The sequence below is a fragment of the Williamsia phyllosphaerae genome, from assembly GCF_014635305.1.
GTDB classification, from domain to species: domain Bacteria; phylum Actinomycetota; class Actinomycetes; order Mycobacteriales; family Mycobacteriaceae; genus Williamsia_A; species Williamsia_A phyllosphaerae.
The window spans coordinates 2464732-2478900 of the sequence record NZ_BMCS01000001.1 but is presented as its reverse complement, the minus strand read 5'-3'; the positions used below and the strand labels follow the sequence as shown (position 1 = coordinate 2478900).

The 14169-nt window shown below is 68.8% G+C and carries 15 protein-coding genes; 10 read left to right on the top strand and 5 right to left on the bottom strand.

Features of this window, described 5'->3' with window-relative positions:
• Nucleotides 1-45: 45 nt before the first annotated feature.
• Entirely contained in the window at nt 46-1101 is a 1056-nt protein-coding gene (locus IEV93_RS11550) for a thiamine ABC transporter substrate-binding protein (protein ID WP_188489770.1), read from the bottom strand.
• A gap of 98 nt (nt 1102-1199) precedes the next feature.
• Here IEV93_RS11550 and IEV93_RS11545 point away from each other — a divergent pair, with 98 nt between their 5' ends.
• From IEV93_RS11545 to IEV93_RS11535, 3 genes are all read left to right on the top strand, one after another.
• Nucleotides 1200-1532, top strand: coding sequence for a 4a-hydroxytetrahydrobiopterin dehydratase (locus IEV93_RS11545; protein WP_188489768.1), 333 nt, complete (start codon nt 1200-1202; stop codon nt 1530-1532).
• Between the two features lie 228 nt (nt 1533-1760).
• A complete protein-coding gene (locus tag IEV93_RS11540) occupies nt 1761-2564 on the top strand; it encodes an Rv1157c family protein (protein ID WP_229705043.1) in 804 nt (267 codons plus the stop codon).
• 236 nt (nt 2565-2800) lie between these two features.
• Complete coding sequence (locus tag IEV93_RS11535; RefSeq protein ID WP_188489766.1) at nt 2801-3559, top strand: hypothetical protein; 759 nt, start codon at nt 2801-2803, stop codon at nt 3557-3559.
• Between the two features lie 32 nt (nt 3560-3591).
• Here the strand turns inward: IEV93_RS11535 and IEV93_RS11530 are convergent, their stop codons facing one another.
• Nucleotides 3592-5040, bottom strand: coding sequence for a sugar porter family MFS transporter (locus IEV93_RS11530; RefSeq protein ID WP_188489764.1), 1449 nt, complete (start codon nt 5038-5040; stop codon nt 3592-3594).
• Between the two features lie 169 nt (nt 5041-5209).
• Between IEV93_RS11530 and IEV93_RS11525 the strand changes: the two genes are divergently transcribed.
• From IEV93_RS11525 to IEV93_RS11505, 5 genes are all read left to right on the top strand, one after another.
• Nucleotides 5210-5779, top strand: a complete 570-nt coding sequence (locus IEV93_RS11525; protein WP_188489762.1) for an HhH-GPD-type base excision DNA repair protein — start codon at nt 5210-5212, stop codon at nt 5777-5779.
• Nucleotides 5780-5824: 45 nt separating this feature from the next.
• Entirely contained in the window at nt 5825-6307 is a 483-nt protein-coding gene (locus tag IEV93_RS11520) for a copper chaperone PCu(A)C domain-containing protein (protein ID WP_503827354.1), read from the top strand.
• Nucleotides 6308-6372: 65 nt separating this feature from the next.
• Nucleotides 6373-7236 carry a hypothetical protein gene (locus IEV93_RS11515; protein ID WP_229705042.1) on the top strand — a complete coding sequence of 288 codons (864 nt, stop codon included), beginning with the start codon at nt 6373-6375 and terminating at the stop codon, nt 7234-7236.
• Between the two features lie 52 nt (nt 7237-7288).
• Nucleotides 7289-7984: a thiamine pyrophosphate-binding protein gene (locus tag IEV93_RS11510; RefSeq protein ID WP_188489758.1), complete on the top strand. Its 696-nt coding sequence runs from the start codon at nt 7289-7291 to the stop codon at nt 7982-7984.
• A complete protein-coding gene (locus IEV93_RS11505) occupies nt 7981-8889 on the top strand; it encodes a transketolase family protein (RefSeq protein WP_188489756.1) in 909 nt (302 codons plus the stop codon). Before IEV93_RS11510 ends, IEV93_RS11505 begins: the two co-directional genes overlap by 4 nt.
• Before the next feature lie 230 nt (nt 8890-9119).
• On the opposite strand, the gene IEV93_RS11500 is transcribed toward IEV93_RS11505, so the two are convergent.
• Nucleotides 9120-10427, bottom strand: coding sequence for a WS/DGAT domain-containing protein (locus IEV93_RS11500; RefSeq protein ID WP_229705158.1), 1308 nt, complete (start codon nt 10425-10427; stop codon nt 9120-9122).
• Between the two features lie 39 nt (nt 10428-10466).
• The gene (locus IEV93_RS11495; RefSeq protein WP_188489751.1) at nt 10467-11726 is read right to left on the bottom strand and encodes an acyl-CoA dehydrogenase family protein; all 1260 of its coding nucleotides are present in this window, start codon (nt 11724-11726) and stop codon (nt 10467-10469) included.
• A gap of 62 nt (nt 11727-11788) precedes the next feature.
• On the opposite strand from IEV93_RS11495, the gene IEV93_RS11490 reads away from it, so the two are divergent.
• Both IEV93_RS11490 and IEV93_RS11485 read left to right on the top strand, forming a co-directional pair.
• On the top strand, nt 11789-12676 hold the full coding sequence (locus tag IEV93_RS11490) for an LLM class flavin-dependent oxidoreductase (RefSeq protein WP_188489749.1): 888 nt from the start codon (nt 11789-11791) through the stop codon (nt 12674-12676).
• Nucleotides 12677-12876: 200 nt separating this feature from the next.
• Nucleotides 12877-13080 carry a cold-shock protein gene (locus tag IEV93_RS11485; protein WP_188489746.1) on the top strand — a complete coding sequence of 68 codons (204 nt, stop codon included), beginning with the start codon at nt 12877-12879 and terminating at the stop codon, nt 13078-13080.
• 92 nt (nt 13081-13172) lie between these two features.
• On the opposite strand, the gene IEV93_RS11480 is transcribed toward IEV93_RS11485, so the two are convergent.
• Entirely contained in the window at nt 13173-14111 is a 939-nt protein-coding gene (locus tag IEV93_RS11480) for an ROK family protein (protein WP_188489744.1), read from the bottom strand.
• Nucleotides 14112-14169: the final 58 nt, after the last annotated feature.

The following is a 14169-nucleotide window of genomic DNA, read 5'->3' as shown; positions in this document are numbered from 1 at the left end:
CGGAGCCGTCCGGATGCGCCCGACGTCAGTTGGCCAGCGAGAATGTCAGCGCCCCATGATGGTTCGCCACTGCTGCTGCCAGCTCTCGCGGTTCTTGGCGATCGACGCCGCCGACAACTCGACCGTCGATTCCGGTAGCGGCGCGTTCTTGGCCCACGACTCGGGCAGCGGGGTGTTGTCCCGCACCGGGTAGACGTACATGGAGTCGGGCAGGGCTTGCTGCACCTGTTCGCCGAGCATGAAGTCGACGAGCTTCTTCGCCCCCTCGGTGTTGGCCGCGCCGCGCAGCACGCCGACGTACTCGACCTGTCGGAAGCAGCTGTCGAGCAGAGCCTTCGTCGCCGGGTTCGCGGCCGGCGACGACGCGTAGGAGACGACGATGGGCTTGGGGCCCTTGCCCTCCCCGCCGGAGAACTGCTGGTTGTACCCGGTGTCCCAGCCCGCCTCGACCGAGACGTCGTTGGTGCGCATCGCGCGCCAGTAGTTCTGCCAGTCCGCGGGGAACTGCGCGATGGTCGCGAGCAGGAATCCCATGCCCGGCGACGAGGTCGCCGGGTCCATCACGACGGTCTCGCCCTTGTACCGCGGGTCGGTCAGATCGTTCACCGACGTCGGCGCGGGGATGTTGCGCTGCGCGAACCACGCCGTGTCGACGTTGATGCACACGTCGCCGCGGTCGACCGGGGTGAGCTGGTCCTTCGCGGCTCCGGTCAGCGAGTACTCCTGGGCCCCGCCGGTCAACGCGGGCGATCGGTACGCCTCGAGCGCGTTCGCCGACACCGGGCGCGAGGCGAAGGTGTTGTCGATCCCGTAGACCGCGTCGGCCTTGGGCCGGCCGGGGGTGAGGGAGATCGTCGAGGCGAGTTGCCCGGCGTCACCGGACTTGGCGATCTTGAGGGTGAGCCCGGACTGCTTCTCGAAGTCGGCGATGACGCTGTCGGGCAGCGCGAACGAGTCGTGGGTCAGCAGCGTGACCTCGCCGGAGGTGTCCGAACTGCCGCAGGCCGACGCCAGCGACGCCACCAGTACCGCCCCGAGGGCGATCGTGACCGCATCCCGACCCCACCGCTGTCCCCGCTGTTGTCGACCCCACCGCTGCACCCGATTGACCTCCTGCTCGACCCTGCGCTACTCGTCGATCTAACCAGCCGGATGCGAACGCGGCGTGTCGGCGGTGTCGCGGTGCCACCATGGGTTTCATGACTGCCTCACAGGACCAGACCGGCGATGAACTCCTGGGCGCCGACCGCATCGCAGAGGTGGCGTCCGCGCTGCCGGAGTGGGATTTCGGCGACTCCGTCATCCGACGGGATTTCTCGGCTCCCACCTTCCTCGACGGCATCGCCTTCGTCGGTCGGATCGCCACCGAAGCCGAGAACCGCGACCACCACCCCGACATCGACATCCGCTGGCGAACCGTGACGATCGCGCTGAGCACGCACTCCGCAGGGGGCCTGACCGAGCTCGACATCGCACTGGCCGGCGCGATCGATGATCTGTTCCACGAGATGTTCGACAGCCGGAACGGCTGATCGACGCGGGTGTCGATCGGGTGTGGACCCCGTAACGATCGGATCACCAGCCCCATCTGTCACTCCAGTACCAGGCTAGGGTCCCTGGACGGCCGCGGACACGCGGTCACCACCTACACTGACGCCCGACGCGATGCGTCGGGGGAAGTGACAACGACAAACGGTCTGCGCCCGCGGTGCGACCACGATTCGCCGTCAGCGCGGATCGACACACGATGGGATGTAATTGTGCGTTTTGGTGACGTGCGTCCGGGGTCCTGGACCCGCCGGGCCGTCTGCGTAACCGCCCTGGCCGCCGCGACCGCATTGTCGGCACCCGCAGTGGCCTCGGGCGCTCCGGCACCCGCCGTGCCCAAGGTGGACCAGCAGACGCTGAGCTCGCTCGGCGCCTTCGTTCCCGCGATCGTCGGCTCGGTCGCCACCGCAGGACCCGACGGCAAGGTCAACGCCGACATCGCCTCGCAGGCGAAGGCACTCGCCTCGGTCCCGGGCATGCCACCGGCCGTCGGCGAGATCTGGAACACCGTGGTCGGGTTCCTCGACAACACGGCGAAGCCGTCCCAGGTCGCGAAGGTCGCCGCCAAGAACGACCCGATCATCCCGACCGGTCCGAACGCCCCGCGCATCCAGCAGTTCCTGTACCCGACCATCGGTATCGGCTGCCTCCCCGACGGCAACTCCGTCGGCACCGCACTGGTGACCGCGGGCCCACAGAAGGCCCCGGCCCCCGGCCCCGGCCGCGGCCAGGCCGGCCTGGTCTACACGAGCCTCGGGACCGGTCCCGCGGTCGACAACAACCGCGCCCCGCTGATCGCGATCTGGATCAACATCGACACCGGTCGGACCGGCCAGATCAACCTCAAGCGCAACGAGAAGATCAACGCCGTCAACGGTCCCGGTACGTTCACCGCGATCGCGAACACCGGCAAAGGCCGCGTGCTGTCGGCGATCTACGGCAACGTCACCACCAAGATCAAGGGCAAGAACGTCGGCTGCACGATCGTGCCGACGGTGGGTCTCGCCTACATCTGATCTCGCAGAACCGATCTCCACGACGCCGGGCGTCTCCGCAACCGCGGGGGCGCCCGGTTCTCGTCGGTGTCCCCGGTGACGCTGCTCCCGGTTCGATCGCGGTTGCGTCTCATAACGGAAACGTGCCTTGTCCCCGGTCGGACGCCGTGCGACGGTGCTCTCAAACACCATCCGTCACATCAGTAACAGGGCTGTGTCGCCATGTGCGCGCGACGGGCAGCCCGAAGAGGAGCACCATGTCCGCATCCCGTTCGTCGTCCGTCCGCCGCGCGCTCGCGGCCGCCGCCATCTGCGCCGCGGGCCTGTCGGTGACCACCGGTGTCGGCCCCGCCTCGGCCGAGCCCGCGGTGAGCACCACCGACGCGGCCACCATCGCACAGGCCCTGTCGGGGGCGACGCCGTCGGCGGCGTCGGGTGCCGACGTCCTCACCCTGCTCTCGGAGGCCAACGCCGCCCTGCGCAAGCTCGGGATCCAGCCGTTCCTCAACCCGTCGGTGGCGTTCAACTGTGTCGCCCCCACCGCGTCCAACCCGCTCGGGCTCGCACCGGCCGCCGGCGGGGCCATCGCCGGCCCCTGGGCGGCACCGGGGATCGCACTGCCGAAGATCCCGTTCGTGAACATCGACCCCAACGTGGTCAAGGACGGGCAGACGCTCTACGGCTTCGTCCCCGCCGGAGTCACCAGCGACCCGACCGCGACCGGCATGCAGGTCGCCTGGTTCAACGCCAACACGGGCAAGTACGGCATCGCCGGTATGGGCAAGGCCGGTCAGACCCTGACCGATCAGTGGCTCGCGAACATCCCCGCCGGCCCGGTGAAGACCGGTGCCGCCATGGTCCTGGGCAACCTCGTCAACGCGCTGGCCCCCGCGGGCAGCCGCCTCGCCCCGGTCGACACCGGCAAGGGCACGGTCCTCTCGGCGGTCTTCGGCACCGTGAACAACGGTGGCCGCAGCTGCTTCTTCCTCCCGATGGTGGGAATCACCAACGCCTGAACGCGGCCCCGCCGAGTTCTCCGGGAACCTACTCAGGAGACCTCGGTGGGGACCGTCTTGCCGCTGCGCAGGTCGCCCATGTCCTCGAGTTCCATACCGTTGGTCTCGGGCACCTTGAACTGCACGTAGAAATACGAGATCAGGGCACACAGGGCGAAGAACCCGTACACGTAGGCGAGACCGAGTGACTCGCTCAGCTGCGGGAACAGCAGCGAGATCGCGAAGTTGGCGATCCAGTTCATCGCCGTACAGACGCCGAGCGCTACGCCACGGATGCGGTTGGGGAACATCTCCCCGAGCATCACCCACATGACCGGTCCCCAGGTGGCGGCGAACGCCACCACGAACAGGTTGGCGCCGATGAGGGCGAGGGTGCCGTAGGTGTCCGGGAGCGTGACGCTGTCGCCGGAACCCTGCTGCTGGGTGAACGCGATCGCCGCGAGCACCAGGCCGATGAACATGCCGACCGAACCGATCTTCAGCAACCGGCGGCGCCCGATGCGGTCGACGAACAGGATGGCGCCGAAGGTCATGACCACGTTGATGATCGCGGTGATGACCGAGGTCTTGAACGACTCGCTCTCGGAGAAACCGACGGACTGCCACAGGGTGGTCGAGTAGTAGAAGATCGCGTTGATGCCGACGAACTGCTGCAGCACGGCGATCCAGATGCCGACCCAGACCAGCGGGTGCAGTCCGAAGGACGGACCGCGGATGTCCTTGAGCGAGACGTTGGACTCGCGCTTGAGCGTCAGCCGGATCTCCTTGACGCGGTTGAGCGGGTCCTTCTCGCCGGTCACCTCACGCAGGATGCGCGCGGCCTCCTCGTCGAGGTTGTTGCCGACGAGGTAGCGGGGCGACTCCGGGATCATCAGCGCGAGCACGCCGTAGACCACCGCGGGGATGACGCCGACGAAGAACATCCAGCGCCAGGCCTCGATACCGAACCAGAGGTCGTTGGCCGCGCCGCCCGCACTGTCCTGGAGCAGCGAGTCCGACAGCAGCGCGATGAAGATGCCGATGGTGATGGCCAACTGCTGCATCGAGCCGAGTGCGCCACGGAACTTCGCGGGCGCGATCTCGGCGATGTAGGCGGGGGCGATGACCGACGCGATGCCGATGCCGAGACCGCCCAGGATGCGCCACACGATGAGATCGGGGACGCTCCAGGCGAAGCCGGTACCGATCGAGGAGATGACGAACAGGAACGACCCCACCAGCATGACCGGTTTGCGGCCCCACTTGTCGGCGAGGCGGCCGGCGAACCAGGCGCCGAGCGCACAGCCCAACAGCGCGACGGCCACGGCGAAGCCCTTGAAGAACTCGCTCAGCTCGAAGTGCGAACCGATCGAGTCGACGGCGCCGTTGACGACGGAGCTGTCGAAGCCGAACAGGAAGCCGCCCACGGCGGCGGCGACCGTGACGCCGATGACCTTCGCGACGTGTTGGTCCTTGGTGGTGGCCGGGCTCGTGGTGCTCATCTGGCTGCCCCGATCTGCGCAGTAGGTATGTGTCGGGCACTGACGACCGCGATCTGCGGGGGTCGGCATACGTGCCGCGCAAAACGCTACTCCGCACGCAAACTCGATGGGCCCGCAATCGCCCCACGACTCGCGGTCGGGTTCGAATCGGCGGTTTAGGATCTCCTGCATGGTCACGCTGCAGATCGCCCAGGACCCCGCCGCCGACGAACTCCTGTCGAACGATCCGTTCGCCCTGCTGGCGGGCATGTTGCTCGATCAGCAGTTCCCGATGGAACGCGCCTTCGCCGGGCCCGCCAAGGTTCTCGACCGTTTCGGCACGCTGGACCCCGAGAAGATCGCGATGGCCGACCCCGAGGAGTTCGCCGACCTCTGCGCCACTCCCCCGGCGATCCACCGCTACGGGCGGTCGATGGCGAAGCGTCTGCAGGATCTGGCGAACGTGATCGTCGCGGAGTACGACGGCGACACCACACGCATCTGGACCGAGGCCACCAGCGGGGCCGACCTGGTCGAGCGCATCAACGCACTACCGGGCTTCGGCGAGCAGAAGGCCAAGATCTTCACCGCGTTGTTGGCCAAACAACTCGACGTCAAGCCCCGGGGGTGGACGACCGCGGTCGGCGACTACGGCAAGAAGGGCTTCCGATCGGTGGCCGACGTGGTCGACGAGGAGTCGTTGAACAAGGTGCGGGCGTTCAAGAAGGCGGCCAAGGCGAAGGCCAAAGCCGGCGCCTGACCGACCTCCGACCGGTCCGATTCGCTACCATCACACCTCGTGAGGATGCGAACACTCAGTGTGGCAACGACGCTCGCCGCGCTCGCGGCCCTGTCCGCCTGCGGTGGCGACGACGACGGTGGTTCGAGCAACCGCGGGTCGGGAACCGAGACCGACCCCATCTCGGTGGAGAACGTGTTCGTCGTCCCGGCGGCCGTTCCCGGGAACTGCACCGTCCAGGTCGGCGGGACAGCCGCCCTGAGGTACGTCGTGTCGAACTCCTCGTCGACGACGCCCGACCGCCTGGTCTCGATCTCGAGCGCGCAGGCCGAGCGCGTCGAGACCGCGCCCGCACTACCGGTCGAGATCCCGGTGAACACCACGACCGGCTCCGGGCAGCCCGCGCAGGGGGCCGACGCGTTGACCACCCGGCTGGTCGGGTTACGCGACGCGGCCGCACCCGGCGTGTCCTTCGACGTCAGGTTCATGTTCGCCGCCGCGGGCGAGATCACGGTCCGTGTGCCGGTCGAGGCATGCCCCGTCCGGTGACGATGCGGGCGGTCGAACCCGAGGATGTTGGCTGGGTCACACCGCTATGGCATAACCTGTCATCCATGGATGTGAGAGTCGGTTACGCCCTGCCGTTCAAGGTCGGCTTCGCCGTCACCGGCGTGGCACTCGCAGCTGTCGAGTCGAGCGTGACCATCGCCCGCCTGACCTTCGAGAACGTCGCCCACGAGGTCAACAACGTCTTCGGCGTCGAGGACACCGGGAACTTCTCGGCGCGCACGCCGCTCGCCCTCATCGGGCAGATCGCCGAGATGCTCGGGCCGGACCGGCCCATCGGCAAGATGCTCGCCCAGGACGGCGCGCTCGACCGCCTGCTGTCGCCCGGCGGGGTCGTCGATCGGCTCACCGAGGCCGACGGTTCGCTCGAACGCCTCACCGCCCGCGACGGTCTGCTCGACCAGATGGCCGAGGAGAACGGGATCCTCATCCGCCTGGCCTCCAAGGGCGGCCCGCTCGATCGCCTGTCGCGCAAGGGCGGCGTCATCGACCAGTTCACCGAGAACGAGGGGATCCTCGAACGCCTCACCGGTGAGGGCGGGGTGATCGACAAGTTGACCGCCGAGAACGGTCTGCTCAACAAGATGACCGAGACCGGCGGGATCATCGACCGTCTCGTCGACGACGGCGGACTCCTCGACCAGCTCGTCGGCGAGGGCGGCGCCGTCGAGCGCGCGATCGCCCCGGGCGGCACCATCGACCGCATCACCGAGCTCACCGAGGTGATCAGTCAACTCGCCCCCAGCATCGTCGCGATCCAGGAGACGGTGCACGAGCTGCGCGACGCGGTCGACGTGCTCAACAACGCGGTCACCCCGTTGTCCGATCTCGCCGGCCGCCTGCCCAAACGCCTGGTCCGTGGCGGCAACAAGCAGCACGAACTCAACGGACACGACCACCACCACAACTGATCGCCGCAATCAGGGTTGACCTCAACCCCACTTGAAGTCGGATCGTGGTCGCATGACGACGACCACGAATCGCCCGACCTACGGTTACCGGGACCTGCCCCATCTTCTCTCGCGTATGACCGGCGACGAGAAGCACGATCCCGCATCGCAATCCACGCTCGACGTCGTGTGGGTGCTCTACCACGACGTGCTCGCGCTGACGCCTGATCGAGTCGACGATCCCGACCGCGACCGGTTCTACCTGTCCAAGGGTCACGGCCCGATGGCGTACTACGCGACGCTGGCGGCGCACGGGTTCTTCCCTGCGGAGTGGCTCGACGACGCGATGGCCTTCGACTCCCCGCTCGGCGCCCACCCGGACCGGACGCTGATCCCGGGGTGCGAGATCTCAGCCGGGTCGCTGGGACACGGTCTGCCCCTGGCGGTCGGGACGGCACTCGGTCTGCGGGCCCGCGGCAGCGACGCGCACGTCTACGTCCTGGTCGGCGACGCCGAGCTCGACGAGGGTTCGAACGACGAGGCGATCGCGTTCGCCGGCGCCGTCGGACTCGACAACCTCACGGTCGTCGCCGTCGACAACTCGTCGTCGACCCACAACCGACCGCATCGCCTCGCGCGGCGTTTCGACGTCGAGGACTTCTCGACCATCGAGATCGACGGGCACGACCACGACGCCATCCGATCCGCACTGACACACCGAGACCACCGTCCCGCATTCATCGCCGCACTGGTCGAGAGGAAGCCGTGAACGACCCCCGCGAACAATTCGCCGCCACCGCAGTCGATCTCGTCGACACGCACGCCGACACCGCCATCGTCTACGCCGAGATCGCCGGCCAGTACCTCGGCGCCGCGCAGCAGCGTCATCCCGACCGCGTCATCAACGTCGGTATCCGTGAGCAGCTCATGGTCAACGTGGGTGCGGGGCTGTCGCTGGCCGGCGTCTTCCCGATCGTCCACACGTTCGCGCCCTTCCTCGTCGAGCGCGCCTACGAACAGATCAAGCTGGGCTTCGCCCATCAGGACACCGACGGGATGCTGGTGTCCACCGGCGGTTCGGTGGACATGGCGGCCGTCGGGCGCACGCATCAGACCAGCGCCGACGTCGCACTGATGGGCGCGGTGCCGGGTTTCACCGTCCGGGTTCCCGGCACCGCCGCGGAGGTGGACCAGATCATCCGCAGCGGCCATGCCGCGCGCGGACGGAGCTACGTGCGCGTGACCGCACAACAGAACTCGACCTCGTTCGATGTCGCCGACGGCCGGCTACACCGGGTGCGTGACGGATCGAGCGCCCTCGTGGTGATCGCGGTGGGCCCGACACTCGATGCGGTCCTCGCCGCGACCGAGGGACTCGACGCCACCGTCTGCTACACGGCGACGGTGCGTCCGTTCGACGGCGACGGCGTACGCGCCGCACTCGGCGACGCGGTGCCCGATGTGGTGCTCGTCGAGCCCTACCTGGCCGGGACCTCGGCACATCAGGTGAGTTCCGCACTCGCCCATCGTCCGCATCGCCTGCTGTCGCTGGGCTTCGATGTCCCCGAGCTCCGCCATTACGGGACTGCCGCACAACACCTTTCCGCCGCCGGCCTGGATGCGGCCGGGCTGGCCTCGTCGATCCGCTCGTGGCGGATGCCGGTTGCCGTGTGATCGGGGCGGGCCTACGGTTGGGCAACACCGGAATGAATGGGAGAAGCGTCATGGGACAACCGATACCCGCGCCACCGCCACCCGAGCCGGAACCGGCACCCGAGCCGTTCTCACCCCCGGTACCCGAACCGTCCCCGGTGCCCGCCCCGGCACCGGAACCGACCGTTCCCTCGCCGGAACCGGGACCCGGACCCACGCCACCCGACCCGCAACGGCCCGTGACGATCTGATCAGCCCAGCGCCTCGACCACCCGGTCGCGATATCCGTCGAGGTCGGTGACGACGTCGGGGGAAGCGGTGATCGAGATGGCCACGGTGTCCCCGATCCCGTGAACACCGTGGGTGAGGGACTGCACCGGTGACAGCGCAGGGAAACCTGCGGTCAGGCAGACCTGCCCGCCGCCGAGGGTCAGATCGGCCGCGCCACGATGGACGCTGGAGACCACGGTGTGCCCGGTGACCAGTTCGGGTACGACGGCGGTGTCGAAGGACCGCACGCCCCATGCCAGCAGCGCCGCCGGGACCGAACGCATCGCCGCGGACTCCGCCTCGGTGAGGTGGTGATCCGTGCGGCGGCGAGCGGCGTCGAGGTCGTCGCGGATCGCGGTGGCCCGACGGGTCGGATCGGTCTCGTCGACGTGCAGGTCGACCCCGGCGTTGCGAAAGTGGTTGCGCGCACGAGCCGGTCCGGGCTTGGCGATGGTCACCTCCGCCCGCAGGTCGGTGTCGGGCCGGGGCGACAGGTGAGAAGCCAGCGCCTGACCGATGACCACGAGTGCGCCGACGGTCACGCTCCCACCGAGATCATGGAGACGCCGGGCCGAGGTGAGAACCACCCGCAGCTCGCGTCGTTCCCCCGGGGCGGCATTGATCGGCGCCCGCGGACCGCCGGGCCGCGGCTCGGCGAGCTCGCCCGTGGCGATGTCGCGTTCGAGGTCGCGATGGGCGAGATGAGCGCGTCGGCCGCGACGCACCAGCGAGACGAGCTGTAGTGGTAGCCGCGCGAGCCCGAGGCCGGCCATGGCCGTCGACCCGATGTCGAACGACCGGACCGGCGAGGCGTTCTCGGGCGTGGTGATCGGGCGGGAGTCGAACAACTCCCTGGCGATCCGGGTGGCCCGGGAACCGTCGCCCAGCGCGTGCGCGATCTGCAGCACGGCCACGGTCGTTGCCCCGTCCGCACCGGGCACCGCCTGTACGGCGTCGTACAGATGGACCCGCCAGGCCCGGGACGTGGTGTCGAGTTGATCGGCCATCCGTCCGGCGAGGTCGGCCAGGCAGCCATCCCAGTCCGACACCCCGCGGTGGATCCGGACCTGATCCGCACCGACCGGCGCCGACACCCAGTACGGATGGTCGAGCGCGACAGGCACCTCGCGAACACGGAGTCGGAGATCGGCGATGGCCGACGCCCGCCGCTCGAGATCGGCGGCGACCCGTTCGAGGGGCGCGCGTACGCCGACGAAGCCGAACAGCAGGAACTGGTCGTTGGGGATCTTCGCCGACATCCAGTGGGTCTGGGCGTCGGTGGCCGTCATTCGCTCCACCGACGCACGCTAACACCCTGATCAGGGCGGTTACGAGGAGCGGCTACCCGCACTCCACGCGTACGGCAGCTCGGCGTCGTTGAGCACGTGCGCGCCGATCGACTGGAGCTTGTAGATGAGCGGGTTGTGCACCGAGATGGTGCGGGCGTTGCGCCAGTGCCGATCGAGGCGGAGCCGCTCGGAGACGATCGATGCGCCTCCCACCTCGAAGAGCTGGCTGGTCGCCGCGAGAACCTGTTCGATGACCGTGGCCTGGGCCCGCGCCGACGCCAGTTCGGCTGCGTCGAGGTGTGCGTCGTCGAACGCTCCGGTCTGCGCCGCGTGGTCGAGGGCCACGTCGAGGGTGTCGGCGACGGCGAGAACCGTGACCCGCGCCGAGTAGGCGGCAGCCGACAGCCGACCGATGACCTGCTGGACGAGCGGATCGTGGCGGGGCAGGTCCGCGGTCGCGTGGGTGTAGCTGCGGGTGCGGTCGCGTACCCACGCCGCAGCGTCGTCGGTGGCGCGCTGCGCGATGCCGGCGAGCACGGCGAGCTGGACCAGCTGCAGATACGAGGTGCCGTAGGTGCGGCCCGCGGCCCCGTAGCCGGCGCCGAGCAGTCGATCCTCGGGCACGCGGACGCCGACGAACTCGGTTGTGCCGCTGGCGGTGAGGCGCTGACCGAACCCGTCCCAGTCGTCGTGCAGGGTGACACCGTCGGCGTCACCGTCGACCAGCACCGAGACCCGCTCGCCGTCGAGATCGGCGGCCACGAGGATGTGGTCGGCGTAGAGGCTGCCCGTGCTGTAGTACTTGGTGCCGTTGAGCACCAGTCCGTCGGCGTCGCGCGTCACCGCGGTCCGGTAGCGGTCGACCGCCCCGACCCCGGGCTCGGTGATCGCGTTGCCCACCAACCGGCCGTCGGCGACGGCACGCAGCCAGCGCTCACGGGCCTCGGCGTCGGTCGACAGTCGCTGGTCCTCGACGAAGCTCCAGTGCACCCGAAGCGCCTGCGGCAGGTTGGATTCCGCCGACGCTAGGTCGATGAGCAGGTCGAACACCTGACGCACGGTGGCGCCGAATCCCCCGAACTCGACGGGTACGCGCAGAGCGCCGAAACCGGCCTCGCGCAGCCATCCGGCCTCGTCGAAGGCGAGCCGGCGATCGATCTCGCGATCGACCGCCCCCTCGGCGATGCGGGCGAAGATCGGGTCGAACCTGGCGTGCAGGTCGGCGTCGGACGTGGTGGCGGCGATGGAGATGGTCACGATCGCAAAGTATCGCCGTCGGCGGCGGGACGGGACAGCCATGCGATCACGGTGAGCGAAACACCGCACCGTCCGTCTTCGGACGGCGCCGTACTCTCGGCGACATGCGCCACGGAATCGCGATCCTCCCCGAGTACCGCTGGAACGACGCCCGCCCCCTGTGGGAGCGGGCCGAGGAACTCGGCTTCGACCACGCGTGGACCTACGACCACGTGGTGTGGGGCGGGCTGCCGGAGTCGGAGTGGTTCGGCGCGATCCCGACGCTGACCGCGGCCGCCACGGTCACCTCACGGATCGCGCTCGGGATCTTCGTCGCCTCACCGAATTTCCGCCATCCCGCCCCCTTCGCGCGTGAACTTCAGACCGTGGCCGACGTGTCCGGCGACCGCCTGCTGGTCGGCCTCGGAGCGGGCGGGGATCCCGACTCCACCATCCAGGGCGGAGAGGCGCTGTCGGCGAGACACCGCGTCGACCGCCTCCAGGAGTTCACCGAACTGCTCGACCGGGTGCTGAGCACCGACCACGTGACGTCGGAGGGTCGGTGGTTCTCCACCACCGACATGCGCCTGCGGGGCACACCCATCCGGCCGCGGAATCCGTTGCTGCTGGCGGGCAACGGCCCCCGATCGGTCGGCTACGCGGCGCGTACCGGGGACGGGTGGATCACCACCGGTCCCCGCGCCGACGACCTCGACACGTGGTTCGAGGCGGTCGCGGTCAGCTCTGCGAAAATCGACGAGTCGTTGGACCAGGCAGGCCGCGCCCGAGCCGACTTCCCGACCTACCTCAGCCTCGACTCCTCACCGGTGGCGTCACTGTCGAGTGTCTCGCTCTACGACGACATGACCGGGCGGGCTGCCGAACTCGGGTTCAGCGACGTCATCTGCCACTGGCCACGAGAGACCGAGCCCTACCGCGCGACGATCGAGGTGCTCGAGGACGTCGCCGATCGGTTCCTGCTCCCACGGGCCGTCGATTCGTCCGACACGTAGCGGCCGGTGGGTTGACAGTTCTCACCCGGCCCTGTTGACTGTTCCTCGGTTCAAGTTTTTGTGTTCGATTGTCGCTCGCAAGAATTTACACAAGAGCGCGTCGGGACATTCTAAAAAATTCCTTTCGCACCCGTTGTGGTAGTACCCGATGATTCACACGAGGTGGATCGTCGATCTTACGGAAACAAAGGAAACATCCCATGACTCAGGGAACTGTCAAGTGGTTCAACGCCGACAAGGGCTTCGGCTTCATCACCCCGGATGACGGCGGCAAGGACGTCTTCGTCCATTACTCCGAGATCCAGGGTGGCGGATTCCGCAGCCTGAACGAGAACGATCGCGTGAGCTTCGAGACCGAGCAGGGCAACAAGGGCCCGCAGGCCGTCGGCGTCACCGCCGTCTGACCCTCGCTTTCTCCGATCAGCCCCGTTCGCAGCCGATTACGGCAGCGGACGGGGCTGATTGCTGTTCGGAGGTCGGTTGCCGCGCTCTGCGGCTACCGCGCCGGCGGCATCAGATCCGCACGGTGGATGAACGCCGCCGCACCGACCAGCGGCGCGGTGTCGCCGAGGCCGGCCGCCACGACCCGGACCCGCGCCACGTAGTCGAGCGGGTGCTGCGCGACCCGCGCACCGATGAGGTCGACGAGGTCCGGTGCAACGCGCGCGAAACCACCACCGACCACCACCAGGTCGATGTCGAGGAGTGCCGCGGCACTCGAGATGCCCTGCCCCACAGCGTCCGCCAGCCGCACGACCGCTCGGTCCGCCAGCTCGTCGCCTGCGGCCCGGTCGCGGGCCAGATCTTCACCCGTCGACCCGGTCCACCCCTGCGTGCGGGCCCACTCGACGAGGTGCGGCCCCGAGGCCACCGACTCCAGCGTCGTGCGGCGTCCGAGGCTGAGCTCGCCGGTGAACTCCGACACCTCGATCTGGCCGATGTGTCCGGCGTTGCCGCCGATGACCCGGCCACCGAGGATCATGCCCCCGCCGATACCGGTGGAGATCACCATGCCCAGCATGTTCGCCACCCCACGGCCCGCGCCCACCCAGTGCTCGGCGAGTGCGATCGCCACGCCGTCCCGGGCGAACGCGACCGGAACATCCGGTGAACGACGAGCAACGCAGTCCGACACCACATCTCGCAGAGGGTGGCGGCGCCAGGCCGTGAGGTTGATCGGACTGACCGTGCCTGCGCGTTCGTCGACCGGTCCGGCGCAGGAGACCCCGACGCCGACGAGCCGTTGCCCACCCCGGTGATCGAGAACTCGTTCGATCACCCCGGTCACCGCGGCGTCGAGCTCGTCGGCGCTGCGTGTCGGACCGGTCGGAGCACGGAAGCGGGACCCGTCGTGCACAGATCCGGTCGAGTCCACAAGCGCAGCCTCGACTTTGGTTCCGCCGACATCGACGGCGAGGACAACGGGGCCGGTCACAGGGGCAGTCTAGGCGAGCGGCCCGCGTGGGCCGATGGCGATCTCGGGTGTCGGCGAA